Raw genomic sequence first — 25,485 nt, 5'->3', positions numbered from 1 at the left:
CGACCGACTCCGAGCGCCGATTGCTGCCGCCTGGCCGCAGTGGTAGGATTAAATCGCACCTCCAGACGCAAACGCGGGAGCCACACATGGAAAAGCTCAGCATCACGCTGCCAACGGAAATGGTCGATGTGATCAATGCCGAGATCGATGCCGGCGCCTTCGCCTCGACCAGCGAAGTCATCCGCGCCGCCATGCGCGCCTGGATGCGCCAGGAGGAAGAGCACAAGGAACGCATCGCGGCCATAAGGGCACGCGTGCAGGAATCGCTCGATGATCCCCGACCGAGCCTGAGCCTTGATGAAATCGATGACTGGCTGGAGACGCTTGCGGTCGAGCCGAGCCGGCAATGAAGGCTTACGGTGTCACGTTCCGCGGAGCGGCGCAGCGAGACCTGAAAACGATCTTCGACTATGTTTTCGAGCGAAGCGGCAGTCGGCAAACGGCCGTTTTGTATCTCAAGCGATTGCGGGATCGCTGCAGCCGCATAGGCGACGCCCCATTTGGCGGCGTTGCGCGACCTGATCTTGGTGCCGATTTGCGCCTAGCCGTTTTCGAGCGCAGCATCGTCATTCTCTACCGTGTCGAGGCCGACACCATCCTCATCACCAACATCTTCTCCGGCGGTCGCGACTACGAAACGCTGATGCGCGATCATCGCTAATACACCCATACGCTGAGCTCACATCAGCCTTGCCATTTCAGCATAACCCCGCCACATTTGCGGGCGTATATAAAAACTTCATTCACCCTTGGCGCTTTGCCATTTCATGCCCGCGGCGATTGCCTTCGCGCTTGAGCCGCGTATTCGCGAGCGATCCCTGACGATGTCGGATCAGATCTACCAGGCGGCTGTCGTTGGACGCCCGCCGCTCAATTTCCGCTTGATTGCGATGATCGTTGCCAGCGCCATGTTCATGGAACAGCTGGACGCCACGGTTCTGGCCACGGCGCTGCCCACCATGGCGCGCGATTTCGGCGTCACCGCACCGTCGATGAGCATCGCGCTGACATCCTATCTGCTCAGCCTCGCCATCTTCATTCCGGCAAGCGGCCTGATTGCCGATCGCTTCGGCTCGCGCACCGTCTTCCGGTGGGCCATCGCAGTCTTCGTTCTCGGCTCGATCTGCTGCGCGCTGTCGCCCAATCTCTGGTGTCTGGTGTTTGCCCGCCTGCTGCAGGGTCTCGGCGGCGCCATGATGATGCCGGTCGGCCGTCTCGTGCTTTTGCGCAGCGTCGCCCGTAAGGACATGGTCAACGCCATGTCGTGGCTACTGGTGCCGGCGCTGATCGGCCCTATCCTCGGCCCACCCGTTGGCGGGATGATCGTCACCTATCTCGACTGGCGCTGGATCTTTTACATCAACGTCCCAATCGGCATCCTCGGCTTCGTCCTGGTCTCGATCTTCATCGAGAATTTCAAAGGCGAGACGAAGAAGCGCTTCGACACCGTCGGCTTCATCCTCTCTGGCATCGCGCTCGGTTCGCTGCTCTTCGGCTTCGAAAGCTCCAGCCGTCCGGGCGAGGGGATGTTCGCGCTGTTCCTGATCGCGATCGGCCTGCTTTTCGGCATCGCCTATCTCAAGCACGCGCGAAAGCACTCCGCGCCGATCATGGATTTCTCGCTGATGAAGGTGCCGAGCTTCGGCACCTCTGTTATCGCCGGTTCGCTCACCCGCATCACGCAGGGCGCGCAACCCTTCCTGCTGCCGCTCTATTTCCAGCTCGGCTTCGGTCTCTCCGCCGCCAAGGCCGGCCAGCTGGTGACGGCAGCGGCCATCGGCTCCATGGCGATGAAGGCCTTCGCGCCAAGGATCCTGCGCCGCTTCGGCTTCCGCAACGCGCTGGTGTTCAACGGCTTCACCGCAACATTCGGTTACGCGCTCTGCGCCTTCTTCCGCCCCGATTGGCCGCTCGGCCTGATCTTCGCGGTGCTCGTCATGTGCGGCTTCTTCATGTCGTTCCAGTTCACCGCCTATAACACGGTGGCCTATGACGCGATCGAGCGCGACCGCATGAGCGCCGCCACCAGTTTCTACACCACCTTCCAGCAGCTGATGCTGTCGCTCGGCATCTGTGTCGGCGCCTTCGTGTTGCATGTCTCGATGTCGGCAACCGGCAGCGGCGACACGCCACAACTTCACGACTTCTCCGCCGCCTTCCTGTTCGTGACCGCGGTCTCGCTCACCGCCACCTTCTGGAACCTGCGCTTCTCCAGCACCGCCGGCGCCGATATCAGCGGCCACGGCGGCAACAAGGCTGCGGCGCACGCCGAGCATTGAGGGCTCAGGCCGCCGGCACGCAAGCCTCGCAGATCGCCGCCACATGGCGGTGATCGGTGCCGCAACAGCCACCGACGATCCTGATATCAGGCATATCGCGCAACAGCACCCGATACCGCTCCCCGAGATCCGAGGGATCGCCGGCATCGAGTGTCTCGCTTTCGTCGAGTTCCGCATGGCTCATCCGCGAAGCATTGGCGCGCAGGCCACCGATGCGCCGCGTCCAGCCGCTGTTCGCGTCGAGCGCGCCTGCAAAATGCGTCGGGTGCGCGCAGTTGATCATGTAATAGGCGGGCGAGCCGCCGGTCGCCGCATCCGTGGTCTCGATCGCATCCTGCAGGCTCCGCCCTGTCACCAGCCGGCCGTCGGTCTCCACCGTAAACGAGATCGCGCAGGGCATATGGCTCGCCGCCGCCGCGCGCGCCACGCCAATCGCCTCGTCGATGTTCGTCAGCGTATAGGCCGCCACCATGTCGGCCTCGCTTTCCGCGAAGCTTCTGATCTGCGCGCCGTGATAATCCCCGGCCTCGGCGGCATTCATGTTGCCCGCCTTGTAGCCATCGCCACGCGGCCCGATCGCCCCTGAGATCACGATCGGCCGCCCCGGCTCTTCGTATTTGTCGCGAAGCGGGAGCAGCAGCTCGATCGCCGCCAGGTTCACCCGGTGCAGCGCCTCGGCGTCGTAGCCGAGCTTCTCGCCCCAGTCGGGATTGGCGCGCCATGTCGGCGTGTCGAGGATGAAGCCGGTGCGGTGCTTGCGGGCGATCTCGAGATAGCGGCGATAATAAACCAGCAACCGGTCCCGCCCTTCCTCGTCGTCAACCATCACGAAGGAGGCGAAATGCGGCAACTCCATCCCGTCGTGAAAGATGAAGGTCGTCTCCATGCCCCCGTCGCTCGCATAAAACCCGCCGTCGATCTGCGGCAGATGCGCTCTGTACTTCGCCATATCGGTCCCTCCCGGCAAGCAGGAAACAGATGCGATGTCATATTGATTTAGTGAAGACTAAAATAATGCGCCGCCGCCGTAAAGCGGGTCTCAGCCATCTTCCATCTCGGCCGCCATTTCGGCGAGCTTGCGAACGGTATTGATATTGCGCGATGTGCCGGCATTGAGCGCCGGCAGCTTGAGTTTCGATTTTCCGGAACCGATGGGATAGTGCACATAGATCTCCCGCCCATCGACGACAGCCTCCTCTCCGTCAGGCGCCGCCATCCTGTCGAGCGCATCCTTCGGTGCAGTCTCGGGCAGGAAGCTGACGAGCAGAAAACTCGGCTTGGCATCGGGGAAGGGCGCCTTGGCGACGATCACCTCCATCTCCTTGCGGCCGCGCACCATCACGCCTGGCTTCTTGCCCAGTCGCTCGCCGAGTGCGTCATCCAATACGCGTGCGACGTCGGCCTCGTTGGCGTCTGCGCGAAACAGCACGTTGCCGCTCTGGATATAGGTCTTGACGTCGGTGAAGCCGAGCTTCTCGCAGATCGCCTTCAGCTCCGTCATGGGGAGCTTGCCGGTGCCGCCGACATTGATGGCGCGCAGCAGGCCGATGTAGACGGGCATTGGGGGCTCCTTGCGTTGGCGGGGGAGCAAGAATTACCCCCCTCTGTCCTGCCGGACATCTCCCCCACAGGTGGGGAGATTGGCTGGGGGCGCCCGCTCGCTCCAACCTTGATTGTCTTGCGTAGACCTTAACCGCTGGCCGATCTCCCCCCTTGTGGGGGAGATGCCCGGCAGGGCAGAGGGGGGTACCCCACGGCACCCCGCCATCCTCACATCTTCCCCGCCACCTTCACCGCAAACGCATACTCAAACGCAACCTCTTCCAGGCGCTGAAAACGCCCGGACGCCCCGCCGTGGCCGGCGTCCATGTTGGTCTTCAGCAACACCGGCGCGCCGCTGGTCGATTTGTCACGCAGCTTCGCCACCCATTTGGTCGGCTCCCAATAGGTCACGCGCGGGTCGGTCAGGCCGCTCAGCGCCAGGATCGGCGGGTAGGGCTTGGCCTCGACATTGTCGTAGGGCGAATAGGCGGCGATCTGGTCGTATTCCTCGCGGCTGTCGATCGGGTTGCCCCATTCGGGCCATTCCGGAGGGGTCAGCGGCAGCGTGTCGTCGAGCATGGTGTTCAACACGTCGACGAAGGGAACGGCGGCGATGACGCCGGCGAATTTTTCCGGCGCCATGTTGGAGATCGCCCCCATCAGCATGCCGCCGGCCGAGCCGCCCTCGGCGATGATGTTGGCGTAGGAGGTGAACTTCTGTTGATTCAGATGGTCGGCCGCCGCGATGAAGTCCTTGAAGGTGTTGGCCTTCTTCTCCATCTTGCCGTCTTCGTACCACGCAAAACCTTTGTCCTTGCCGCCGCGGATATGGGCGATGGCATAGACGAAGCCGCGGTCGACGAGCGACAGGCAGTTGGTGTTGAAGCTCGCCGGAATGGTCACGCCATAGGCGCCGTAGCCGTAGAGCAGGCAGGGGGCGGAGCCGTCGAGCGGGGTGTCCTTGCGGTAAAGCAGCGTCACCGGCACCTCGACGCCATCCCAACCAGGCGCGAAGACGCGGCGGGTGACATAGTCGTCGATATTGTGGCCCGACGGCACTTCCTGCGTCTTCAGCAGCGTGCGCTCGCGCGTCACCATGTTGTAGTCGTAGAGCTGCGACGGCGTGGTCATCGAGGAGTAGGAGAAGCGGATCACGTCGCTATCGTATTCGGCAGCACCCTGCAGGCCGAGCGAATAGGCCTCTTCCGCAAAGCCGATCGCGTGCTCCTCGCCGGTCGCCCGATCGCGGATCATGATCTGCGGCAGGCCGTCCTTGCGCTCCAGCCAGAGCAGGTGGCGGGCATAGGCCATGTGGCTGATGATCAGCGTGCCCGGCTTGTGCGGCACCACCTCGCGCCAGTTCTCCTTGCCTGGATTATCGACCGGCGCTTCCATGATCTTGAAATCCTTGGCGTCGCCGTCGTTGGTCAGGATGTAGAACACATCGCCGCCCTCGGTCAGCGTGTACTCGATACCCTCCTGGCGCTCCGCCACCATCTTTGGCTTGGCAGAGAGGTCGCTGGTCGGGATCAAGAGATATTCCGAGGTCTCGTGGTCGTGAATGTCGATGAAGATGAAGTCGTCGAGCAGCGAGCCGCCGACGCCCATGAAGAAGCCCGCATCCTCTTCCTCATAGACCAGCCGGTCTTCCGATTGCGGCGTGCCGATGATGTGGTGGAACACCTTCGACGGGCGATGGTTCTCGTCGAGCGCCGAGTAGAAGAAGCTCTTGCCGTCGGGCGCCCAGGCGCCGCCGCCGCCGGTGTTCTCGATGAGGTCAGGCAGGTCCTCGCCGGTCGTGAGGTCGCGAACCTTCAGCGTGTAGAACTCCGAGCCCTTGTCGTCATAACCCCAGATGCCGCGATCGTGATCGGTGGAATGATCGATGCCGGCCAGCCGGAAATAGGCCTTGCCCTCGGCTTCCTTGTCGCCGTCGAGCAGCACGGTGCGCTGGCTCTCATCCTTGATGTCGGCGTCGCGCGGAATGCGGAAATAGCGCGGCTGCTCGCCGCCGGTCACGAAGAAGGTGCCGTAGGCGAAAGGCCCGTCCTTCATCGGGATCGAGCTGTCGTCTTCCTTGATGCGCCCGCGCATCTCGGCAAACAGCGTCTTCTGCAGCGGCTTGGTGTCTTCCATCGCCGCGTTCATATAGGCGTTTTCCGCCTCCAGATGCTTGCGGATCTCGGGGTCGAGGATCGAGGGATCCTTGAACATCGCCTGCCAGTTGTCGGCGCGCAGCCAGGCGTAGTCGTCCGTGCGGGTGATGCCATGGCGCGTATCGGAATGCGGCTTCTTCGGCGCAACGGGCGGGTTCGGCAGATCTTTGAAGACGGACAAGGGGAGCTCCGGGGTCGGCATTTCAGGTTGTGAAGAGATAGAGACGCAAGCGCTGTCGATCAAGCGGCAAAAGCCACGCGCAAGAGTGTCATGCGACGCTCGCTGAATGGTGATTGTGCAAAACCCAAGCAATCCTCATCTTGCCTTGATGTGACCACAATATTTAAGAAAGTCCGCTCCCATCGTGCGGAATTCTGCCATGGCCGGGCGGCTTTCAAAGCTGCCCTTGCTGAAACGGCCGCGCAGCATTCCGGAATGAGCTTGCAAAGGATTTCTTCAGTAATGCCGAAACGTATCGCCCTCGTTCTGACCGCTCTCAGCCTTGCCGCCTCCGCCTTTGCACCCACCGCATTCGCCGTCGACCCCGCGATCAAGAAGCAGCTCGAAAAGCTCGACCCCGCGACGCGCCTCGAACAGAGCTGCGACACCGAGGCGATGAGCCGCATCAACAAGGACGCGACCGGCTACAAGCCGGACAAGGTGATCGCCTATACCTTCAAGGACCCGGTCCCGAGCGATGACCGCCTGGAAGCCCCGGGCGCGGTCTTCCGCAGCAAGGGCGACTGGTATCACCTGTCCTACAGCTGCATCACCGGTCCGCAGCACATCAATGTGCGTGAGCTGAGCTACCAGATCGGCGACAAGGTTCCGCGCGATAAGTGGACCAAATATTACCTCTACGACTGAGCAGCCTGAGAGCCTCTCGTCCAGACCAAAGCAAAACGGCGGCCCTGATGGAGCCGCCGTTTCGCATTCGTGTCGCTGGAGAGCCTAGACCAGCTCGCCGAAGGCGGCTGCCGTGAACGGACGCATGTTCTCGTTGTCGCCGGTGCGCACCTTGGTCACCCATTGCGGATCGCTCAGGATCGCGCGGCCGACGGCGATCAGGTCGAACTCCTCGCGCTCCATGCGCCGCACCAGATTGTCGAGCCCGACGACGCTCGAGCTCTCGCCGCCGAATGCCGCCATGAAATCGCCGGAAAGACCGACAGAGCCGACGCTGATGGTCGCCGCACCCGTGAGCTTCTTCGCCCAGCCGGCGAAATTCAGCCCCTGTTCGCCGTCGATCTCGGGGAATTCGGGCTCCCAGAAGCGGCGCTGCGAGCAGTGCAGCACATCCACGCCGGCTTCCACCAGCGGCATCAGCCAGTCGGTCATCGCGTCGGGCGTTTCGGCGAGCCGCGCCTTGTAGTCCTGCTGCTTCCACTGGCTGAGACGCAGGATGATCGGATAGTCGGGACCGACGGCCTCGCGCATCGCCTTCACCACTTCGGCGGCGAAGCGGGCGCGCTCCTTCAGCGTCGCGCCGCCATAGCGGTCGGTGCGCTTGTTGGTGCCGGCCCAGAAGAACTGATCGATCAGATAGCCATGCGCGCCGTGGATCTCGAACGTGTCGAAGCCGAGCCGCTTGGCGTCGGCGGCGGCCCGCGCATAGGCTGCGATCGTGTCGGCGATGTCTTCGTCGCTCATCGCTTCGCCGCGCGGCGTTTCCGGCGCAAGCAGGCCGGACGGGCTCTCGACGCCGCTCGCCGGCCAGTCGCCGGCCGGATGCGCGACCGAGCCGACATGCCAGATCTGCGGCCCCATCTTGCCGCCCTTGTCGTGAACCGTCTTGATCACCTTGCTCCAGCCGGCAAGCGACTTCTCGCCGTGGAAGAAGGGAATGCGCTCATGGTTGCTCGCCGCCGGCCGGTCGATGACGGTGCCTTCCGAAAGGATCAGCCCGACGCCGTCTTCGGCGCGCCGGCGATAATAGGCCTCGACATCGGCCCCCGGAACGCCTTCCGGCGCAAAGGTCCGCGTCATCGGCGCCATGACGATACGGTTCTTGAGGTCGAGCGATTTGATCTTGAACGGCGCAAACAGCGCGTTGACGTCAGCTGCATTCATTACGGGCAAACTCCTGTAGAAAGGTGGCGCGCCTTAAGTATATTCTATATACCTAGTGTCAATGAGGCACTGCGGAGCGCCTAGGTAGCATCGAGGAAACCGCCATGAACGAACATCGGCCGATCGCAGCCCCCGTCAATTGCCGGGCGGACCGCCCCGACGCGATCGAGCAGAGCTTCGCCGTCGATTGCCCGAGCCGGCTGTTGTTCGAGCAGATCGCCGACAAATGGTCGATGATGATCCTGACGGTGCTCGATCGCGGGCCCCTTCGGTTCAACGCCATCAAGCGCCAGCTCGGCGGCATCACCCAGAAGGCGCTGACCCAGACGCTGCGCCGCCTGGAGCGCAACGGGCTGGTGACGCGCGAGGTCATTCCCGTCTCGCCTGTTGCGGTCGAATACCGCATCAGTCCGCTCGGGCGTTCGCTGCAGACGCCGTTCAAGGCGCTCTACGCCTGGACGGTCGATTACCTGCCGGATGTGGAAAAAGCCCGCACCGCCTTCGACGAACGTTCGGCCGGCTGATCACGCCTTGCCGCGCGGCAGCTACTTATTTATCGACTGAAACAGCAATGCGCCGAACTGGCCGTAAATTTGCCGTGGAAGCGGCCGATGCGATCACTATACGGCTGCTGCCATCTGAACTCGGTTTGAACTCCACGGTCCCGGCACAATGAAAAACCTCGTCCTCACCTCGGTGCTGCTCCTTGCCCCGGTCACAATTGCCGCTGCCGGGCAAACCGCGACGATCCAGCCCGTCGTCGCAGCCACGATGCCGGCACCGGTAGTTCAGCCTTCGTCGGAAGCTGGCACTGCGGATACGGCACCGAAATCCACCCCGAAGGCCGCGCCCAAGGCTCCTGCGCCCAAGCAGACGCCGCCTAGGCAGACATCATCCACGAAGCTCGTCGAGCCGCACCTGCGCGTCGCCCGCTCCGAGATCAAGGGCCACGCCCGCGTCGCGCTGACCTTCGACGCCTGCATGGGCAAGGCCGACGAGCGTATCCTCTCGGTGCTGGTGTCTGAACGCATCCCGGCAACGATCTTCGTCACCGCCCGCTGGCTGAAGCACAACCCGCAAGCGCTGCAGGTCATGCTCGCCAATCCCGATCTGTTCGAACTGGAAAATCACGGCCAGAACCACATTCCCGCCGTCGACAAGCCGGTGTCGATCTACGGCATCGCATCCGCCGGTTCGCCGGAAGCCGTGCGCCTCGAGGTCCAGGGCGGCGCCGACGCCATGCTCGCCTCCGGCATCCCGGCCCCCCGCTGGTTCCGCGGCTCGACCGCCAAATACGACCTCTCTTCGATCGCCCAGATCCGCGCCATGGGCTACCGCATCGCCGGCTACTCGGTAAACGGCGACGGCGGCTCGCTTCTTGGTGCCGCGATCACGGAAAAACGCATCTCCTCCGCCAAGGACGGCGATGTCGTCATCTCCCACATCAACCAGCCGACGCATGCCGCCGGCGAGGGGGTCGCGAAGGCAATCCTCGATCTGAAGGCCAAGGGCACGGAGTTCGTGCGGCTGCAGGATGTCGAGGATCGTGGGGATGATGATACGACGGAGTAGGGTGGCTCTCTACTGGCATTAGCTTTGGCGCGGGAGCACGGGTCGCCAGATCCGAGTGCGTGTTACCCCCCTCTGTCCTGCCGGACATCTCCCCCACAAGGGGGAGATCGACTCGCGGCCAGCGCCCCACCAAACTTCAAGGTTGGGTCGAGCGGCCAAGCCCAGCCAATCTCCCCACCTGTGGGGGAGATGCCCGGCAGGGCAGAGGGGGGTATCCCACGGCACAACCTGGCGAGCGGATATCCCAACACACACGAAACGACGAAGCAACCCGGCTCAACCTAAGCCCCACCAACCCACTCTACCGCACCACCATCTCCACCCTTGCCACCTCATCCCGCCGCGAACCACCGCCCGGCCCATCCCGATCCATCGCAAAATCATCAAACCAATCGCGATACGTCCCCGACATCATCGCCCCGATCACCTGCGTCGCCAGATACGAGAACGTAATCCCGTTCCCGCCATAACCATAAGCCCCAAAGACATGCGGCAATGAAGGCACTGGCCCGATCAGCGGCAACCCATCCGCCGTTTCGCCAAAGGTGCCGCACCAGGCGGTGGCGACGCGGGTGTCGGCGCGGGGCCAGATCAGTTTCATCTTCTCGCGGATCGTCATGATCTTCTCCGGCGCCTTGGCGTCGCGTGCCGCCGGATCGACCGTGTCGTCATCCTCGCCGCCGACCACGATGCGGCCGTCATGCGTGGTGCGCATGTAGAGATAGGGGTGGCTGTCCTCCCAGATCAGTGCCTGGTCGCGCCACAGCGTGCCCGGCTCCTGCGGCACGGTCGCCATTGCCCAGCTCGACGTCGTGCGGTGCAGCTTCGGCATCGCGATATCGGGCAGGCTGTAGCCGGTGGCGAGCACCGCCGTCTTCGCTTCGATCACGAAGCCGCCGTCGGTCTCCGCCGTCACCCGGTTGCCCTCGCTGTGCAGCCGCGTCACGGACGCATCGATGAGCCGCGCGCTATCCTTCGCTGCCATCCGCAGCAGCGCCCATGTGAGCAGCAGCGGATCGGCCTCCGCCGAGCCGCGCGAGAGGATGCCGGCGTCGCGGTCGATCTCGAATTCGGTGAAGAGATCGCAATGTTCGAGATAGCGGCTCGGAAGCCCGGCGCGCTGCCTGAGTTCGGCCTCAACCGCAAGATCGCGCGCGCCCTCGTGGTTCCTGGCGAGATAAAGCGACCGGCGCGGCTGGAAGGCGCAGTCGATGCGGTAGGCGGCAATCAGCTTGGCGAGGCCGGAAACGGCCGCCGCACTGCGCCTGTAGATGCCGACGGCGCGCTCGAAGCCGTAGAATTGCTCGAGCTCCGTCAGGGTCTTGTCGATCTCCCATTGCAGCATCGCGGTGCTGGCGGCTGTGCTCCCGAGCCCCGGATGCTCGCGGTCGACGATCGCAACCGACATGCCGCGCTCGGCCAGATGCTGGCCCATCAGCGCGCCGGTCACGCCGCCGCCGATGACAAGGGCATCGACCTGCAGATGATCGGCGAGCGGCGCGAAAACGGGGCGGCTGACGCCGTTGCCCCATGGCGAGCGGCCGCTGGTCAATCGATCCTGGCTCAGGCTTTTCAGCTCTATCTCGGACATGGCGGCCTCACTTCGGCAGTTGCGGCTGCTGCTTTTCTTCGATGAACAGCTCGTCGATGATGGTCATGACGATCAGCGACAAGGGCAGCGCCAGCATAGCGCCGACGGCGCCCCACATCCAGGTCCAGAACAGAATGGCGAGGAACACCACGAAGGCATTGATCTCCAGCCGCCGTCCCATCACCGCCGGGAAGATCAGGTTTTCCATCAGCAGGTGGACGGTAAAGAACGCCGCTGCCGGGATCAGCCCGACGACGAGCGCATCATGCGTGATGATGCCGGCAATCGCGATCGCGAGCGTCATCATGGTGATCCCGAGATAAGGGATGAAGCTCGAGAGAAACGCGAAGAAGCCCCAGAGCACCGGCGACGGCAACCCGCCGGCATAGGCGATGATGGTCATGACGACGCCGAGGCAGGCATAGATGACGGAGGCGGTGGCGAAATAGAAGCCGAGCACCTGCTCGACGCTGCTGATGACGCGGATGGCCGCAAGCCGCTGCGAGCGCTCGCGAAACACCATGATGATCGACTTGCGCAGGCTGACGCGGCCCATCAGGAAGAGCAGAAGTGCGGCGAAGAAGATCAGCGCCTGCACCAGGGCCGGCGTCAGGTTCGCTGTCACGAGATGAAGGACGTTGCCGGTATTTTCCAGCAGCTTCTCTGCCGACATTGGGCCGCTCTGGAACGTCTCGGGCGTGATATGCAGCCACTTGATGCGCTCGAGATAGGGCATCAGCCGGTTCGCCGTCTTCTCGGCAAAGTCGGGTCCCTCGTTGGCAAGCGTCGTCAGCGGCCCTGCAAGCGAATTGGCGACGAGGAAGATGATGAGCGCTACGGCCGAGGACAGGATTACGGCGTTGGTGATGCGGGGCACGCCGAGCTTCGTCAGCTTCTCCGCCAGCATCCCGAGGATCATGCCGACGACAATGGCAAGCGTCAGCGGGATCAGGACCAGCGACATCATGTAGACGGCCGAGAGAGCGAGGATCACGAAGATGCCGATGATCGCCCAGGCCATTGAAATGTCTAGGCCATCCTTCTCCAGCCGCCGCACCGGCGCCTGTATTATGGCTTCCTCTGCGTCAGTCATGTTTTTCGCCCATGAACTGACCCGCCGCTCTCCGATCGCGATCTTGCTCGCCTGTTTGCGAATGCCGTTGGCAATACCCATGAATTGTCGTTCCCCGGAAGCCCCTGTGCTTCGCACCTAGAACGCCGCGAAACTCATTCCGGTTCCGCCTGTGTCAAAGCGGGAATGCCGAATTCTCGCCGCATCTGAGGCGCATCTTGCGCCACGCAACGGCGGGGAGGCAGGGCCGCTGCGTTTCGTGCCCGATCGGAGCACCGCCGCGGCCCTGCCAGATCCGATATGTCAGCCCGCCGGACTGTCACAAACGGCGGCTTCCGGGGCCGTCTCCTGCTCCTTGCGGCCGAGAAACGCCACCACCACGACCGCAGTGAAAATGGTGATGCTCGCCAAGAGGATCAGCAGCGTGCTGAAGGCCTGCGCGTAGTTCAGCGCCAGCGCCTCGCGCCCTATCTGAGGCATCACTGCCACCGCCGCGCCAAGATCGCCGGTCACCAGCCGCTGCGCCGCCCGCGCCGCCTCTTCACCTGACCCACCAAGACCTGATCCAAGCCGGGCGCCAACCAGCGCCGAAAGCACCGCGCTGACGATGGCGAGCGCCACCCCTTCGCCGGCAACGCGCGTCGTGCTGAAAATCCCCGTCGCCATGCCGGCCCGTTCCTTCGGCACGACGCTGACGGCAAGCCCGTCCATGAGGCCCCAGGGCAGGCTGATGCCGATGCCGATCGTCAGAAGCGGCCCGATCAGAAGAAGCGGCTGCGAGGCCGGCACGCCCGCCGGAATGGTCGACAGCCAGAACAGCCCACCGGCCGCGATCAGCAGCCCGACGCCGCAGATGACGGCCGCCGTAAACCAGCGCGTCAAAAGGCCGGCGACGACGGGCAGCACCAGCAACGGGCCGGATAGCGCGATCATCATCTGCCCGGCGCCGACCTCGCTCATGCCATCGACGCCGACGAAGCGCACGGGAAGCAGGATGAGCAGCACCACGAAGGCGTAAGCCGGTGCGGCGGCCAGAAGCTGCACGCCAACGAAGCGTGGATAGCGAAACAGCGTCAGGTCGAGCATCGGCCGCGCCGTCCTCCGCTCGATCAGCCAGAAGCCGGCCAACAGTGCGGCCGAGGCGACGAGCAGCGCCACGACTGAAACACTGCCCCAGCCATTCTCCGGCGCCAGCAGCACGCCGTAGGTGAACAGCGCCAATGCCAGCGTGAAGCTTACCGCACCCGCCCAGTCGAGCCCCTTGGCCTCCGGGTCGCTCGTCTCGTGCAGGAAGATGGAGGCGAGCACAAAGGCGATCGTGCCCAACCCCACGACCAGCGCGAAGATCGCCGGCCAGCCGAAGCTGTCGACCATCAGGCCTGAGGCGATCGGCCCGAAGGCGAGGCCGACGCCGAAGCTGGAGCCGACGATGCTGAAGGCGCGCATCCGCGCATTGCCCCCGAACTCCTGCGCCAGCGCCGCCATGCCGCCGGAAAAGGCGGCTGCCGCACCCATGCCCTGCAACGCTCTTAGCATGTCGAACCAGACGATATCGGGGGCGAAGGCGAGGCCTGCGGAAAACATGAGGAAGGCAACGAGACCCATGAGAAAGATGCGCTTGCGGCCATAGCTGTCGGCGAGCGCACCTGATGCCATCAGGCTGCTGCCGAAGGTCAGCATGAAGGCATTGGTCACCCAGTTGAGCGCGATCGGGCTGCCGCCGAGATCGCGGCTGATCGCCGGCAGCGCCACCGCCGGCCCGGTAAAGGTGAGCGGCATGGCGGCCGCGGCAGCGCAAATGCCGATCAGCGCCATGATCTTCCTGATGTTGCCGGCCTGGCTTGCGCCGGCGGCGCCGAGCGGTGTCGAGAGTTGTCGTGTCATGAGAAATCCGCCTGTGTGAAAGGTGAAGCGCGGCGATAGCGGGAGGCCTATCGCCGAATGCACAGACAAGATAAATTCGCTTCAATATCGCGATAAGTGGCCTATGATACCGTTCATCATGGAAAAATTCGCTCGAATAGGGAGCGTGGAAAGCGCAATATGGATCAGCTCAGCGGCTTGTCGGCCTTCGTGAAAACCGCCGATCTCGGCAGCTTCGTCGCCGCCGGGCGCGTGCTCGGCCTGTCGGCGTCCGCCGTCGGCAAGGCGGTGACGACGCTGGAGCGGCAGGTCGGCGTGCGGCTCTTCCAACGCTCGACGCGCAGCATAAGGCTGACGGAGGAGGGGCGGCTGTTCCACGAGCGCTGCCGCCGCGTGCTTGACGATCTCGAGGATGCGCAGGCCTCGCTGGCGGCAGCCGTCGCTACCCCGCGCGGCCGTCTGCGCCTCAGCCTGCCATTGGTCAGCTATCACCTTCTGCTGCCGGTCGTCCCCGGCTTCGTCCGCCTCTATCCCGAAGTGGAGCTCGATCTTGATTTCAACGACCGCATTGTCGATCTGATCGACGAGGGCGTCGATGTGGCGATCCGCAGCGGTCATTTGCAGGATTCCCGGTTGATGTCGCGGGCGCTGCGGCCGTTCCGCATGCTGCTCTGCGCCGCGCCGGATTATCTGGAGACGCACGGCACGCCGAAGACCCCGCAGGATCTCGCCGGCCACGCCGCCATCAGATTTCGCTTTCCCAACAGCGGCAAGCTGCAGGATTGGCCGCTTTCCATGCCATCAGGCGCGCCGGAACTGGCGCTCCGCAGCCTGCTCGTCTGCAACAACATGGAAGCGTTGGGCGGCGCGGTGGAGGCCGGCCTCGGCATCGGCTGCATGCCGGATTTCCTGGCAAGGCGGCGGCTGGCGGAAGGTCGGCTGCGCACCGTGCTCGACGATCATATCGACGGCCCCGGCCAGTTCCACATGCTCTGGCCCTCGAACCGGCATCTGTCGCCCAAGGTCCGCGTGCTGGTCGATTACCTCACCGAAACCCTCTTCGCCGACCACTTCGAAAGCCCCGCCGCGCCGGCATGGCCGACGTGAGGGTTTGAATGCGAAACGCCCACCGAAAGGTGGGCGCTGTAACTGGCATCCTTGGAGAGGAACTTACGCCGACAGCGTCAGCCCGATCCCCCAGGGATCGCGCAGGAACACGCCGCCGTCGCGCTTCTCGCTCTTGATCTCGAGTTCGTCGAGCTTGGCGACGGCCTTGTCGAGGGCCGCGGTATCGTTGAAGCGCAGCGCGTAGTCGGAAAGCCCGGTCATCGCCTCGGTGCGCGCACCCGCGCCTCGGCTGTTCCAGATGTTGGCGGCGACATGGTGGTGGTAGTCGCCGGTGGCAAAGAAGCTGGCGCCCGGATAGCGCGCCATGATCTTCAGGCCGAGCACGTCGCGATAGAACTGGTCGGCCTCGGGAATATTGCCGACCTGCAGATGGATATGGCCGATCGCCGAGCCATCGGCCATGCCGGTCCACGTATCATCAGGCGCGCTCTCATAGAGTGCCTGCAGGTCGAGCCGGTGCGTCGCCATCTCCACCTGTCCGTCCTGATGGAATTTCCATTGCATCGGCGAGCGGTCGGAATAGATCTCGATGCCGTTGCCCTCGGGGTCGGAGAGATAGATCGCCTCGCTGACCAGATGGTCGGACGCGCCGTCGAGAACCACATTGTTGTGCGCGGCATGGCGCAGCCAGCGCGCCAGCTCGACGCGTGATGGCATCAGGAAGGCGGTGTGGAAGAGGCCGGCGGCATTGCGCGGCGCGGTGCGCACATCCTTGCCCGTCGTCAGCGTCAAAAGCGGCGTTTCGCCGACGCCAAGCACTTCGCCGCTCGCCGTCTTCTCGATAACCTTCAGCCCGAGCATCGACTGGTAGAAGGCCGAAACGGTGGGGAGGTCGGTCACGACGAGATGCGAGTGATCGACATAGGCAGGGCGCGTCAGCGCGTAGGAAGTCTGTGTGGTGGTCATCTTAGGGTCTCCTGCCCGGGATAAGGAGGGCGTACCGGCGCCGGCAGCAAGGATGCTGCCTGTAGCGATGCCAAGGAAGTTTCGCCGGTGCATGCGTGTGATGGGTCCTCTGGCCGCTGTACTTGCATCCTATATGGCGCATCGCGATTGTTCACTGAAGTCCCGTTTTTGACGATGAAGCGTTCGATATCCATTGACGACTTCCGCGCATGATCTTGATCCCGATCGAGCTACCGGCTTGATCCCGATCGAGCTGCCAGCTTGATCTCAATCAAAGCGCCATATGTATTTCAGGAGGATATTGTCACCATTAAATGCAGTCATAGAGGAGTTGCATCATGTACAGGAAGATCATCGTCGCGGTCGAAATCGGCGCGCTCGCAAACGGGGACATGACCTTCCGCAAGGCCGCCTCGCTGCTCGATAGCGGCGGCGAGATCATCCTGCTCAACGTCGTCGAGGACATCCCGACCTATCTCGGCGTCGATATCCCCGTCGACCTGATCGAAAACGCTGCCAAGGATGCTGAGGAGAAGCTGCAGGGCCTGATCGTCAGCACCGGCATTCCCGCCAAGGTCGAGATCAGCCACGGCCGCCCAGCCAGCGGCATTATCGCCTCGGCCGAGGCCAACCAGGCCGACCTCATCATCCTCTCCTCGCACATGCCCGATTTCAGCAACTATTTCATCGGCGCCACCGCCGACCGCGTCGTGCGCCACGCCAAATGCTCGGTGCTGGTCGATCGTCGCAAGGCGTGAGCGCAAGCTATAAAAGGGAGGCGGAGATGCGGGAGGCTGCCACGGCCTCCCGTCTCATCCGGTTCACGAAGATTTATTCTCCCGAGACAGCACTTGTGTTGCGCGCAAACCATTTCGATGCGACGATCCCGGCCTAACGAATGGGGCATGGTCTGCATGGGCGAGTTCAACGGCATCCGCTGGGCTTATGACAAATACGAGCTGATCGCCGATGGCATCGTCCACGGCATCGGGCTGGCGCTCGCGCTGGTCGGTGCTACCGTGCTGATCTTCTACGCCACCGTCTGGTCCTCCCATGGCGAACTCGCCGCCGCCTGGATCTACAGCCTCGGCCTGGTGCTGACGCTCGGCATCTCGTTTTCCTACAATGCCTGGCCGGTCTCGCGCACCAAGTGGTTCCTGCGCCGGCTCGACCATTCCTCGATCTTCATCCTGATCGCCGCCACCTACACGCCCTTTCTCGAGCGCGGCGCCGACAACCCTCTACTTCTCGGCATGCTCATCGGCATCTGGGCAGTGGCCTTCATGGGCGTGTTCCTGAAATGCGTCTTCCCCGGCCGCTACGACCGTCTGGCGATCCTGCTCTATCTCGCTATGGGCTGGAGCGGCGTCATGGTCGCGGGGCCTGTCGCCGAGCGCATCCCCTATGCCTCGATGCTCCTGATCGTCATCGGCGGCATCATCTATTCGCTGGGCGTGATCTTCCACGTCTGGGAAAAGCTGCGCTTCCAGAACGCCATCTGGCACGGCTTCGTCGTCGCCGCTGCGGCGGTCCATTACACCGCGGTGCTCACCTGCTTCAGCATGAGCCCGGCGTGACGCCGACCAACATTCATCCAGTCTTCGTCAGCGTCACCACATAGCGGCAGGTCTCACGGCTGTCGTTGCGGAATTCGCAATCCACCGCCGGGCCGAGCAACAGGCAGTCGCCCGTCTTCAGCGCATGCACCATCTCGCCCTCGACGAAGGTGAGCGCCCCCTCGGTCACCCAGATGCATTGCCTGAGAAACACGAAGGATGCGGCCGGGTAGGCGACGCGGGCGCCTGAGGGCAGTGCAACCTCGACAATATCGAACGGGCTACCATCCGGCGACACGTGCCGCCGCGTATATCCGGTCTCCGGATCGGTCCAAAGCGGCTGGTCTTCGCGCCGGCTCAGCCGCTGGCTGCCCGCCTCGGCGCGCGCGATCAGCGACGACACCGTCAGCCCGAAGGCGCCGCAGAGCTTGCCCAAAAGCGAGGCCGTCGGGCTGCTTTCGCCGCGCTCCACCTTGTGGATCATCGCCCGCGATACGCCGGAGTGGTCGGCGAGGTCGCTCAGCGACCATCCCCGCAATTCCCGCTCGGCGCGGACGCGATCGCCTAGACAGCGATCGAAATTGTCTGATATAGTGGACATAGTGAATTTATAGTGGATAGACCATCATGACGCAACCCACCCTCATCCGCGACGCCACCGAAGCCGATCTGGCCGCGATCCGCGATATCTACAATCACGCGGTGGAGCACACGACGGCGATCTGGAACGAGACGGTGGTCGATCTCGACAACCGCCGCGAATGGTTCGCCATGCGCCGCGCCCGCGGCTTCCCCGTTCTGGTCGCCGAGAAGGACGGCAAGATCGCCGGCTATGCCTCCTACGGCGACTGGCGCGCCTTCGAGGGCTTCCGCCACACGGTCGAGCATTCCGTCTATGTCGAAAAGGACCACCAGGGCGCCGGCATCGGCAAGCAACTGATGACGGCACTGATCAAGCGCGCCGGCGAAAACGGCATCCACGTCATGATCGCCGGCATCGAAGCCGGCAACCAGGCCTCCATCGCGCTGCACGAAAAACTAGGCTTCCGCAACGGCGGCACCTTCCACGAAGTCGGCATCAAGTTCGGCCGCTGGCTGGACCTGACGTTCATGGAGCTGCGGGTGCCAGGCTGACGGCGGCGTGTGTTGGTGAGGTGTCGGCAGGCCATTGAACCGGTGGGCTATCTGTCAACCCATTGAAAAACCCAGCATTTCCTCCCTCGCGACGTCATCCTCGGGCTCGTCCCGAGGATCTAACCACGCCGCAACGGGCTGGACGTGAGTGGATCACCCGGTAGGCGCGCCGGCATCGCATAGGCGCCCGTCGAAAGCACCATCACCGTTGCACTCCGGGAGACGTGCTTAGATACTCGGCACAAGGCCGAGCATGACGGCGGAGTGTGTGGCCGGCGTCAGTAAATGATCGAAACGGCGGAGCCTCGACCCGGCAACCCATTGAAACGCCAATGTTTCCTCGCTCTCGGCGTCATCCTCGGGCTCGTCCCGAGGATCTAAGCACGCCGCAACGGGCTGGACGTGAGTGGATCACCCGGTATGCATGGCGGCATCTCAGGGGCGACCGTCGAAAGCACCATCACCGTTGCATTCCGGGAGACGTGCTTAGATACTCGGCACAAGGCCGAGCATGACGGCTGAGTATGTGGCTGGCGTCAGGAAACCAATGAAGCGATGGAGCTACGATCCGGCAACCCATTGAAACACCAGCGTTTCCTCCCTCTCGACGTCATCCTCGGGCTCGTCCCGAGGATCTAAGCACGCTGCAACGGACTGAACGCCAGTGGATAAACAGGAGGCATCGCCATCACTTGTCCGGCGTAAACACCATCGAGTGACCGTTGATGCAGTAGCGCAGGCCTGTTGGCGGTGGGCCGTCGGGGAAGACGTGGCCGAGATGGGCCTCGCAATTGCCGCAGCGGATCTCGGTGCGCACCATGCCGTGGCTGGTATCGCGATATTCGGTCACCGCCTCGGGCGAAACCGCCTCGAAATAGCTCGGCCAGCCGCAGCCGGCGTCGAATTTGGTGTCGGAACGAAACAGCGGCGCGTCGCAGCACACACAGCTGTAGAGCCCCGTTTCGAATGAATCCCAGTAGGGTCCGGTAAAGGCCCGTTCGGTGCCGTGCTGACGGGTGATGCGGTACTGCTCGGGGGTGAGCTGTTCCTTCCATTCGGCATCGGTCTTGTGAACCTTGGCGATCGTCGTATCGGCCATGGAGTGCTCCTTTCACGCAGCTGTGGCTTGCGGCGAGTGTGTTTTGATTTCTTCGAGAATGTGGTGCTGTTGACGCGAACGATCAAGGGACCGCTGACGTCCGACGGTCGAGTTCGCGGCCGCCGTGTCGATCAAACCACAGCCCCGTGCGCCTCGATATACGCTCGCAGCGTGGCGACCAGCGCGGCCTCGCCATCGCCCGATTTTGCTGCTTCGCTCCACGAATAGCCCATGCAGGCCGGGCGGTGGCGCTTGTCCTCGGGCTCGGTCAGATAGCGTGGCATGATATGCGCGTGCAGCGCAGGCTCCGCATTGCCCCAGATCTCGTAGTTCACCCGGGCGCAACCGGTAGCGGAAAGCAGCGCGTCGCCCGCCAGCGCCATGTCGCCGAGAAAGGCCGCACGCGCTTCGGGAGAGAGATCGTTGAGGCTCGGCACGACGGGATCCGCCAGCAGCAGGCAGTAGCCCGGCAGCGGCTGCACATCGCCGATGACAAGCCAGCCGGAACGCATGCGGCAGATCACATAAGGGTTGGTGCCCGCCCGCGCCATCGCCACGCGCTCTTCTATAAGGTTCATTGCGATTCCCTAAAGGATTGATTCCGTTTGAATCTTCCTATGATCAGAAGAGGTCTGGCCGCGCAATGGGCCGCACGATGCAAACCTACCCCGAAGCCAAAATCACATGCGCCTGGATCTTGGCGGCGATCTCGCCGTTGCCGTGCTTGCTCGCAAGCGCCGCCTCCGCCGCCTTGGTCGCGGCCTCAAGCTTCGCAGGGTTCCGCGCCTCGATCTCGCCGCGCAAAGGCGTTCCCTGGCAATAGGCGACAGCGACCTCGCGGGCCGATGGCGCGCGGCTGATATCGGGGCGGGTGTCGATCTCGATCTCCTTGAATCCGGCGCGCGCGAGGTCGTCGCGGATCTGGTTGCGGTCGTGATAGCCGTGCGGCGTACGCTCGGCGAAACGTGGCGGGTCGTCGGGAAACACGGTGGCGAGCGCCTTGGTCACGTCGTCGGCGAACACGTTCGTGTCGATCCGGTCCCAGACGCTGAACAGAAGCCGCCCGCCTGGCTTGAGCACCCGCCGTGCCTCGCGATAGGCGGCCGGTCGGTCCGGAAAGAACATCGCCCCGAACTGGCAGCACACGAGGTCGAAACTCGCATCCTGGAAGGGCAGCGCCATGGCATCGGCTTGTCGCCAGACGACACGATCCTCGGCCGGCTGGTGCAAGCGGGCATAGTCGAGCATGGCCTGGTTGAGATCGGTCGCGATATAGGTCGCGCCGGGTGGGAGCAGTGGCGCCAGCGCCCGGGTCACGGCGCCGGTGCCGGCCGCGATCTCGAGCACCGCCTTCGGCTTCAGGGCGGCGGCCCGCCGCGCCAGGTCGGCGGCATAGGATGCGAAAATCAGCGGCACCATATGGCGGTCGTAATTTTCCGGAACGGAGCCGGCAAAGATCTTGTCCGCTTCCAGCATCGCCTCATCCTCCCTTGATGATTGGCATTTGCTATTGCGAGGAGACTACCACGAAACGCCGTCTCCCGCTCGTCTCAAGCGCGGTTATCGCGCCCTTCGTCGCATCGCCCGTTCGGATGAACGCCGGCTCATCATAAGAGCCAGCTAATGTCGCCCCTGATCCTGGCTATACTTGATGAAAATCGAGCATCGGGGGATGCTGAAATGAGTGATACCATTGTAGTCAGCGCCTATTGCGCGATCTCGAGCGTCTTCATGCTGATGACGGCGCTCGAAGGCTGGGCCGTCAGGGGCGGATGGACGCTGGCGCGTGGCTTTGGCCTCGCCGCTTGTTCGCTCTGGCCGCTGCTGCTTGCCGCCTTCATTCTGCACACGCTGCTCGCGCCAAGACGCCTGCCGCGTCTCACGAGAGCCGGCTGATCAATCCTCTTTGCGCCGCCATCCGTCCCCGCGCGCGATGCGTCCAAACCCTCATTTGGCCGATCTAGCTTGAGATGGCGGCGCTCTTCTTCTAAACCTGAGGCATCTGATTTGTTTCGGATTCGGGGTCTTCAAGGGTAAAAGGAGAGCGGATGGCCGATGGCACGGCATTGACGTTTGCGGCACTGTGTCTGCCATTTCTTGGCGCCGTCCTTGCACCGTTTCTCGTCCGCGCATTCGGCCACAATGCCGCCTGGCTGCTGGCGCTCGCGCCGCTTCTCGCTTTCCTTCGCTTCGCAAGCCTTCTGCCCGAAATCGCCGCCGGAACCGTCATTCGCGGCGGGTATGCCTGGGCGCCGAGCCTCAATCTCGATTTCGCCTGGATGCTCGACGGTCTGTCGGTCACCTTCGCGCTGTTGATATCAGGCATCGGCACGCTGGTCGTTCTCTATGCCGGCGGCTACCTCAAGGGCCATCCCGATCTCGGCCGCTTCTTCTCCTTCATCTTCCTGTTCATGGGCGCAATGCTCGGTCTTGTCGTCTCCGACAACTTCCTGATGCTCTTCGTCTTCTGGGAACTGACATCGATCACCTCCTTCCTGCTGATCGGCTTCGATCACCGCCGCGAGGCCTCGCGCCGAGCCGCTCTGCAGGCGCTGGTCATCACCGGTGGCGGCGGATTGTTGTTGCTGGCCGGCCTGTTGATGATCTGGAGCACGACAGGCGCGTCCGAGCTCTCGGTGCTGCTGCAATCGGGCGATCTCTTGCGCGCCAACCCCTATTACATGCCGATCCTGCTGCTCATTCTCGGCGGCGCCTTCACCAAGTCGGCGCAATATCCGTTTCATGCTTGGCTGCCCAACGCCATGGAAGCGCCGACGCCGGTTTCGGCCTATCTGCATTCGGCGACCATGGTCAAAGCCGGCGTCTATCTCTTGATGCGCCTCAATCCCGTCATGGGCGGCACAACACCCTGGATGTTCATCCTGCCGCTCTTCGGCGGCGTCACGCTTGTTGTCGGCGCGCTGCTTGCCATCCGCAAGACCGATCTGAAGCTGAAACTCGCCTACACCACTGTCTCCTCGCTCGGCCTGCTGGTTCTCTTGACCGGCTTCGGTTCCGATTACGCCATCGAGGCGGCGGTGCTCTATCTGGTCGCCCACGCGCTTTTCAAAGGCGCGCTGTTCATGGTGTCGGGGATCATCGACCACGAGACCGGCACCCGCGACGTCACCCGCCTCAGAGGGTTGAGAACGGCAATGCCGCTCACCTTCGCGATTGCGCTTGCCGCTGCCCTCTCGATGGGCGGCCTGCCGCCGTTCGCTGGCTTCCTCGCCAAGGAGGAGATCTACGCGGCCCTTGCCCATGGCGATCCGCGCTCGATCCTCTTTGCTGTCCTGGTGATCGCCGCCAACGTGCTGATGTTCGCCATCGCCTTCGCCGTCGCCCTGAAACCCTTCCTCGGCGCCCCGGTCGAAACGCCGAAGCACCCGCACGAGGCCCCGCCGCTTCTGTGGCTCGGCCCCGCCGTGCTCGCCTTGCTCGGCCTTCTCGCCGCCCTGTTTTCGGCAACGACCAACCACTTCGTCTCCTCGCCCATGGCCTCGTCCGTCAAGGGGGCGGCCACCACGATCGAGAGCTCGCTCGCCCCACATATCGGGCTGCCGCTGCTCCTGTCGCTCTTCACCATCGCGCTTGGCATCGCCGTCTACTGGCAGCTCGATCGTGCCCGCGCGCTGATGGCGGCGCTGTTGCAGAGATTGGGGCCGGGGCCGGATCAGGGCTTCGACAATGCCATATCGGGCCTCGTCTCCCTCTCCGTGCGCATCACCCGCATCCTGCAGCCCGGCCGGCTGGAGATCTACGTGACCTGCACCTTCCTCGCGGTCGCCGCCATCCTCATTCTGCCGCTCTGGCTGTTCGGCGAGGGGCCTTCGCTGCCGGCGTGGCCGGCGGGCGTGCAGATTCATGAATGGGGCGTCTTCCTGCTCGCCGTCATCGGGCTCGTCGCCGTCATCATCGCCCGCGACCGGCTGACCGCCATCGTCTCGCTCGGCATCCAGGGCTTTGCCGTCGCCCTCATCTTCCTGCTCTTCGGCGCCCCCGATCTCGCCTTCACCCAGTTCATGGTCGAGACGCTATCGGTCGTCATCCTCGCGCTGGTCATGACGCGGCTGCGCCTATCGCACACCGACCCGCGCCCTCTTCGCCAGATGCTCTTCGACGGCGCGGTGGCGCTCGCCTGCGGTACGGGTCTGACGCTGCTGCTGATGAAGGCGACCGAAGCGCCGTTCAGCGCCACGCTCAGCGATTTCTTCAATACCTATTCGAAAACCATCGCCCACGGCGCCAATGTCGTGAACGTCATCATCGTCGATTTCCGCGGCACCGATACGCTCGGCGAGATCGCCGTCGTCGCCATGACCGGCCTTGCCATCCTGGCGCTGATCCGTGTCCGGGCAGGGGCCGAGCGCAAGCTCGCGGCAAACGACCCCGATGCGCCCGATGACCTCGGAGTGGAGCGCCCATGAACACGCTTATCGCTCGCACCATCGCCCCCGTGCTTACCGCACTGATGCTGCTCTTCTCCGTCTTCGTGCTGCTGCGCGGCCATAATGAGCCCGGCGGCGGCTTCATAGGCGGGCTGATCGCGGCGTCCGCGCTGGCGATCTTCGGCATCATCAGGGGCACCGGCGCCGTGCGTCGCGCCATCGTCTTCCACCCGCTGTCGATCGCAGGCGCCGGCCTCTTAATGTCCTCTCTGGCCGGCCTCATCTCGATCCTGTTCGCCGTGCCCTTCATGACCGGCCTCTGGATCTATCCCAGGATTGCCGGCGTCGAGGTGCCGCTGTCATCGGTCATGCTGTTCGATATCGGCGTCTATCTCGTCGTGGTCGGCGCGGTCACCTCGATCGCGCTGTCGCTGGAAGAGCGGGAGGTCGAATGATGGAGCCGCTTTTCGCCATCCTCGTCGGCCTGTTCTTCACCGCCGCCGTCTATCTGATGCTGTCGAAATTCTCGATCCGCATCATGCTGGGCATCGCCATCCTCGGCAACGCCGTCAACCTCCTGCTCTTCACATCAGGTCGGCTCACCCGCGAAGTACCGCCGATCATCCCCGACGGCCTCGACGCGCTGCCATCGGGGGCCGCCAACCCGCTGCCGCAGGCGCTGATCCTGACGGCGATCGTCATCTCCTTTTCGCTGCTGGCTTTTCTTCTGGTGCTGACTTATCGCGCCTATCAGGACATCGGCACTGACAACACCGACGAGATGCGGGTGGCCGAGCCCGATGAACCGACGTTGCCGCCGGTGGGGTATTGATGATGGCTGGTGTTATGCCGTGGGTTACCCCCCTCTGCCCTGCCGGGCATCTCCCCCACAAGGGGGGAGATCGACTCGTTGTGACGGCATCCCCAAACAATGAGAGTGGAGCGAGCGGTTACGCCCAGCCAATCTCCCCCCTTGTGGGGGAGATGCCCGGCAGGGCAGAGGGGGGTGTATCCGCACCACGCCGACTGCCTGCACCGCACTCTTCAGCGGCAGCACCGTCGACGAAGCGGGGCATCCCCGCACCACGCCCAAGAGCACCCGCACCACGCCTATGCGAGGCCACCCCC

Annotated in this window: 26 protein-coding genes; 14 read left to right on the top strand and 12 right to left on the bottom strand. The window is 63.7% G+C overall.

What is annotated here, in order from left to right:
- Positions 1–86: 86 nt before the first annotated feature.
- The 3 genes from ACODTZ_RS29605 (at position 87) to ACODTZ_RS29595 (ending at position 2,279) form a co-directional block, all read left to right on the top strand.
- The gene (locus tag ACODTZ_RS29605; protein ID WP_489030085.1) at positions 87–350 is read left to right on the top strand and encodes a type II toxin-antitoxin system ParD family antitoxin; all 264 of its coding nucleotides are present in this window, start codon (positions 87–89) and stop codon (positions 348–350) included.
- Positions 347–661 carry a type II toxin-antitoxin system RelE/ParE family toxin gene (locus ACODTZ_RS29600; RefSeq protein ID WP_489030083.1) on the top strand — a complete coding sequence of 105 codons (315 nt, stop codon included), beginning with the start codon at positions 347–349 and terminating at the stop codon, positions 659–661. The genes ACODTZ_RS29605 and ACODTZ_RS29600 overlap by 4 nt, the downstream gene beginning before the upstream one ends.
- 163 nt (positions 662–824) lie before the next feature.
- Positions 825–2,279 carry a DHA2 family efflux MFS transporter permease subunit gene (locus ACODTZ_RS29595; protein ID WP_489030212.1) on the top strand — a complete coding sequence of 485 codons (1,455 nt, stop codon included), beginning with the start codon at positions 825–827 and terminating at the stop codon, positions 2,277–2,279.
- A gap of 4 nt (positions 2,280–2,283) precedes the next feature.
- Here ACODTZ_RS29595 and ACODTZ_RS29590 read toward each other — a convergent pair whose 3' ends face one another.
- The 3 genes from ACODTZ_RS29590 to ACODTZ_RS29580 form a co-directional block, all read right to left on the bottom strand.
- Entirely contained in the window at positions 2,284–3,228 is a 945-nt protein-coding gene (locus ACODTZ_RS29590; RefSeq protein WP_489030080.1) for a homocysteine S-methyltransferase family protein, read from the bottom strand.
- 90 nt (positions 3,229–3,318) lie between these two features.
- The gene (locus tag ACODTZ_RS29585) at positions 3,319–3,840 is read right to left on the bottom strand and encodes a DUF1697 domain-containing protein (RefSeq protein WP_489030078.1); all 522 of its coding nucleotides are present in this window, start codon (positions 3,838–3,840) and stop codon (positions 3,319–3,321) included.
- 209 nt (positions 3,841–4,049) lie between these two features.
- Positions 4,050–6,158: a S9 family peptidase gene (locus ACODTZ_RS29580; protein ID WP_489030076.1), complete on the bottom strand. Its 2,109-nt coding sequence runs from the start codon at positions 6,156–6,158 to the stop codon at positions 4,050–4,052.
- A 282-nt stretch (positions 6,159–6,440) separates the two neighbouring features.
- Between ACODTZ_RS29580 and ACODTZ_RS29575 the strand changes: the two genes are divergently transcribed.
- Positions 6,441–6,845 (top strand): DUF930 domain-containing protein, encoded by a 405-nt coding sequence (locus ACODTZ_RS29575; protein WP_018902520.1) that lies wholly within the window; start codon positions 6,441–6,443, stop codon positions 6,843–6,845.
- An 84-nt stretch (positions 6,846–6,929) separates the two neighbouring features.
- Here the strand turns inward: ACODTZ_RS29575 and ACODTZ_RS29570 are convergent, their stop codons facing one another.
- Positions 6,930–8,048: an NADH:flavin oxidoreductase gene (locus ACODTZ_RS29570; RefSeq protein ID WP_489030074.1), complete on the bottom strand. Its 1,119-nt coding sequence runs from the start codon at positions 8,046–8,048 to the stop codon at positions 6,930–6,932.
- Positions 8,049–8,248: 200 nt separating this feature from the next.
- On the opposite strand from ACODTZ_RS29570, the gene ACODTZ_RS29565 reads away from it, so the two are divergent.
- Positions 8,249–8,572 carry a winged helix-turn-helix transcriptional regulator gene (locus ACODTZ_RS29565; RefSeq protein ID WP_489030210.1) on the top strand — a complete coding sequence of 108 codons (324 nt, stop codon included), beginning with the start codon at positions 8,249–8,251 and terminating at the stop codon, positions 8,570–8,572.
- A 148-nt stretch (positions 8,573–8,720) separates the two neighbouring features.
- A complete protein-coding gene (locus ACODTZ_RS29560) occupies positions 8,721–9,620 on the top strand; it encodes a polysaccharide deacetylase family protein (RefSeq protein WP_489030073.1) in 900 nt (299 codons plus the stop codon).
- A 301-nt stretch (positions 9,621–9,921) separates the two neighbouring features.
- Here the strand turns inward: ACODTZ_RS29560 and ACODTZ_RS29555 are convergent, their stop codons facing one another.
- The 3 genes from ACODTZ_RS29555 to ACODTZ_RS29545 form a co-directional block, all read right to left on the bottom strand.
- Entirely contained in the window at positions 9,922–11,211 is a 1,290-nt protein-coding gene (locus ACODTZ_RS29555) for an NAD(P)/FAD-dependent oxidoreductase (RefSeq protein ID WP_489030072.1), read from the bottom strand.
- Between the two features lie 7 nt (positions 11,212–11,218).
- On the bottom strand, positions 11,219–12,385 hold the full coding sequence (locus tag ACODTZ_RS29550; RefSeq protein ID WP_112983252.1) for an AI-2E family transporter: 1,167 nt from the start codon (positions 12,383–12,385) through the stop codon (positions 11,219–11,221).
- A gap of 201 nt (positions 12,386–12,586) precedes the next feature.
- Entirely contained in the window at positions 12,587–14,098 is a 1,512-nt protein-coding gene (locus ACODTZ_RS29545; protein WP_489030208.1) for an MFS transporter, read from the bottom strand.
- Between the two features lie 228 nt (positions 14,099–14,326).
- Between ACODTZ_RS29545 and ACODTZ_RS29540 the strand changes: the two genes are divergently transcribed.
- Positions 14,327–15,253: a LysR family transcriptional regulator gene (locus ACODTZ_RS29540; RefSeq protein ID WP_489030069.1), complete on the top strand. Its 927-nt coding sequence runs from the start codon at positions 14,327–14,329 to the stop codon at positions 15,251–15,253.
- A 63-nt stretch (positions 15,254–15,316) separates the two neighbouring features.
- Here ACODTZ_RS29540 and ACODTZ_RS29535 read toward each other — a convergent pair whose 3' ends face one another.
- Positions 15,317–16,273, bottom strand: a complete 957-nt coding sequence (locus ACODTZ_RS29535) for a VOC family protein (RefSeq protein WP_489030067.1) — start codon at positions 16,271–16,273, stop codon at positions 15,317–15,319.
- Between the two features lie 245 nt (positions 16,274–16,518).
- Between ACODTZ_RS29535 and ACODTZ_RS29530 the strand changes: the two genes are divergently transcribed.
- Together ACODTZ_RS29530 and trhA are read left to right on the top strand one after the other, a co-directional pair.
- Complete coding sequence (locus ACODTZ_RS29530) at positions 16,519–16,938, top strand: universal stress protein (RefSeq protein WP_413396408.1); 420 nt, start codon at positions 16,519–16,521, stop codon at positions 16,936–16,938.
- A gap of 147 nt (positions 16,939–17,085) precedes the next feature.
- Positions 17,086–17,757, top strand: a complete 672-nt coding sequence (trhA, locus tag ACODTZ_RS29525; RefSeq protein ID WP_018901178.1) for a PAQR family membrane homeostasis protein TrhA — start codon at positions 17,086–17,088, stop codon at positions 17,755–17,757.
- A 13-nt stretch (positions 17,758–17,770) separates the two neighbouring features.
- On the opposite strand, the gene ACODTZ_RS29520 is transcribed toward trhA, so the two are convergent.
- Entirely contained in the window at positions 17,771–18,337 is a 567-nt protein-coding gene (locus ACODTZ_RS29520; RefSeq protein ID WP_489030065.1) for a helix-turn-helix domain-containing protein, read from the bottom strand.
- A 26-nt stretch (positions 18,338–18,363) separates the two neighbouring features.
- Here ACODTZ_RS29520 and ACODTZ_RS29515 point away from each other — a divergent pair, with 26 nt between their 5' ends.
- A complete protein-coding gene (locus ACODTZ_RS29515; RefSeq protein ID WP_489030063.1) occupies positions 18,364–18,870 on the top strand; it encodes a GNAT family N-acetyltransferase in 507 nt (168 codons plus the stop codon).
- Between the two features lie 688 nt (positions 18,871–19,558).
- Here ACODTZ_RS29515 and msrB read toward each other — a convergent pair.
- The 3 genes from msrB to ACODTZ_RS29500 all read right to left on the bottom strand — a co-directional run bounded on the left by msrB (position 19,559) and on the right by ACODTZ_RS29500 (position 21,445).
- A complete protein-coding gene (msrB, locus tag ACODTZ_RS29510; RefSeq protein WP_018901181.1) occupies positions 19,559–19,969 on the bottom strand; it encodes a peptide-methionine (R)-S-oxide reductase MsrB in 411 nt (136 codons plus the stop codon).
- 131 nt (positions 19,970–20,100) lie between these two features.
- The gene (locus tag ACODTZ_RS29505; RefSeq protein WP_489030060.1) at positions 20,101–20,547 is read right to left on the bottom strand and encodes an HIT family protein; all 447 of its coding nucleotides are present in this window, start codon (positions 20,545–20,547) and stop codon (positions 20,101–20,103) included.
- An 85-nt stretch (positions 20,548–20,632) separates the two neighbouring features.
- Entirely contained in the window at positions 20,633–21,445 is an 813-nt protein-coding gene (locus ACODTZ_RS29500) for a class I SAM-dependent methyltransferase (protein WP_489030058.1), read from the bottom strand.
- Positions 21,446–21,649: 204 nt separating this feature from the next.
- Between ACODTZ_RS29500 and ACODTZ_RS29495 the strand changes: the two genes are divergently transcribed.
- The 4 genes from ACODTZ_RS29495 (at position 21,650) to ACODTZ_RS29480 (ending at position 25,189) form a co-directional block, all read left to right on the top strand.
- Positions 21,650–21,865: a hypothetical protein gene (locus ACODTZ_RS29495; protein ID WP_489030056.1), complete on the top strand. Its 216-nt coding sequence runs from the start codon at positions 21,650–21,652 to the stop codon at positions 21,863–21,865.
- A 152-nt stretch (positions 21,866–22,017) separates the two neighbouring features.
- Positions 22,018–24,396: a putative monovalent cation/H+ antiporter subunit A gene (locus ACODTZ_RS29490; RefSeq protein ID WP_489030054.1), complete on the top strand. Its 2,379-nt coding sequence runs from the start codon at positions 22,018–22,020 to the stop codon at positions 24,394–24,396.
- Positions 24,393–24,812, top strand: coding sequence for a Na(+)/H(+) antiporter subunit B (locus tag ACODTZ_RS29485; protein ID WP_489030052.1), 420 nt, complete (start codon positions 24,393–24,395; stop codon positions 24,810–24,812). The genes ACODTZ_RS29490 and ACODTZ_RS29485 overlap by 4 nt, the downstream gene beginning before the upstream one ends.
- Complete coding sequence (locus ACODTZ_RS29480) at positions 24,812–25,189, top strand: Na+/H+ antiporter subunit C (protein WP_112983264.1); 378 nt, start codon at positions 24,812–24,814, stop codon at positions 25,187–25,189. Before ACODTZ_RS29485 ends, ACODTZ_RS29480 begins: the two co-directional genes overlap by 1 nt.
- Positions 25,190–25,485: the final 296 nt, after the last annotated feature.

The sequence above is a fragment of the Rhizobium sp. FG113 genome (assembly GCF_057809895.1).
The sequence above is the reverse complement of the archived record's forward strand: the minus strand, read 5'-3'. Positions and strand labels throughout refer to the sequence as shown.

Coding starts and splice junctions, on each gene's coding strand:
- ACODTZ_RS29555 (WP_489030072.1), bottom strand. CDS start 11,211: ATGTCCGAGATAGAGCTGAAAAGCCTGAGCCAGGATCGATTGACCAGC.
- ACODTZ_RS29515 (WP_489030063.1), top strand. CDS start 18,364: ATGACGCAACCCACCCTCATCCGCGACGCCACCGAAGCCGATCTGGCC.
- ACODTZ_RS29545 (WP_489030208.1), bottom strand. CDS start 14,098: ATGGCGCTGATCGGCATTTGCGCTGCCGCGGCCGCCATGCCGCTCACC.
- ACODTZ_RS29575 (WP_018902520.1), top strand. CDS start 6,441: ATGCCGAAACGTATCGCCCTCGTTCTGACCGCTCTCAGCCTTGCCGCC.
- trhA (WP_018901178.1), top strand. CDS start 17,086: ATGGTCTGCATGGGCGAGTTCAACGGCATCCGCTGGGCTTATGACAAA.
- ACODTZ_RS29505 (WP_489030060.1), bottom strand. CDS start 20,547: ATGAACCTTATAGAAGAGCGCGTGGCGATGGCGCGGGCGGGCACCAAC.
- ACODTZ_RS29595 (WP_489030212.1), top strand. CDS start 825: ATGTCGGATCAGATCTACCAGGCGGCTGTCGTTGGACGCCCGCCGCTC.
- ACODTZ_RS29520 (WP_489030065.1), bottom strand. CDS start 18,337: ATGTCCACTATATCAGACAATTTCGATCGCTGTCTAGGCGATCGCGTC.
- ACODTZ_RS29590 (WP_489030080.1), bottom strand. CDS start 3,228: ATGGCGAAGTACAGAGCGCATCTGCCGCAGATCGACGGCGGGTTTTAT.
- msrB (WP_018901181.1), bottom strand. CDS start 19,969: ATGGCCGATACGACGATCGCCAAGGTTCACAAGACCGATGCCGAATGG.
- ACODTZ_RS29495 (WP_489030056.1), top strand. CDS start 21,650: ATGAGTGATACCATTGTAGTCAGCGCCTATTGCGCGATCTCGAGCGTC.
- ACODTZ_RS29540 (WP_489030069.1), top strand. CDS start 14,327: ATGGATCAGCTCAGCGGCTTGTCGGCCTTCGTGAAAACCGCCGATCTC.
- ACODTZ_RS29530 (WP_413396408.1), top strand. CDS start 16,519: ATGTACAGGAAGATCATCGTCGCGGTCGAAATCGGCGCGCTCGCAAAC.
- ACODTZ_RS29535 (WP_489030067.1), bottom strand. CDS start 16,273: ATGCACCGGCGAAACTTCCTTGGCATCGCTACAGGCAGCATCCTTGCT.
- ACODTZ_RS29585 (WP_489030078.1), bottom strand. CDS start 3,840: ATGCCCGTCTACATCGGCCTGCTGCGCGCCATCAATGTCGGCGGCACC.
- ACODTZ_RS29500 (WP_489030058.1), bottom strand. CDS start 21,445: ATGCTGGAAGCGGACAAGATCTTTGCCGGCTCCGTTCCGGAAAATTAC.
- ACODTZ_RS29600 (WP_489030083.1), top strand. CDS start 347: ATGAAGGCTTACGGTGTCACGTTCCGCGGAGCGGCGCAGCGAGACCTG.
- ACODTZ_RS29560 (WP_489030073.1), top strand. CDS start 8,721: ATGAAAAACCTCGTCCTCACCTCGGTGCTGCTCCTTGCCCCGGTCACA.
- ACODTZ_RS29485 (WP_489030052.1), top strand. CDS start 24,393: ATGAACACGCTTATCGCTCGCACCATCGCCCCCGTGCTTACCGCACTG.
- ACODTZ_RS29570 (WP_489030074.1), bottom strand. CDS start 8,048: ATGAATGCAGCTGACGTCAACGCGCTGTTTGCGCCGTTCAAGATCAAA.
- ACODTZ_RS29490 (WP_489030054.1), top strand. CDS start 22,018: ATGGCCGATGGCACGGCATTGACGTTTGCGGCACTGTGTCTGCCATTT.
- ACODTZ_RS29550 (WP_112983252.1), bottom strand. CDS start 12,385: ATGGGTATTGCCAACGGCATTCGCAAACAGGCGAGCAAGATCGCGATC.
- ACODTZ_RS29480 (WP_112983264.1), top strand. CDS start 24,812: ATGGAGCCGCTTTTCGCCATCCTCGTCGGCCTGTTCTTCACCGCCGCC.
- ACODTZ_RS29605 (WP_489030085.1), top strand. CDS start 87: ATGGAAAAGCTCAGCATCACGCTGCCAACGGAAATGGTCGATGTGATC.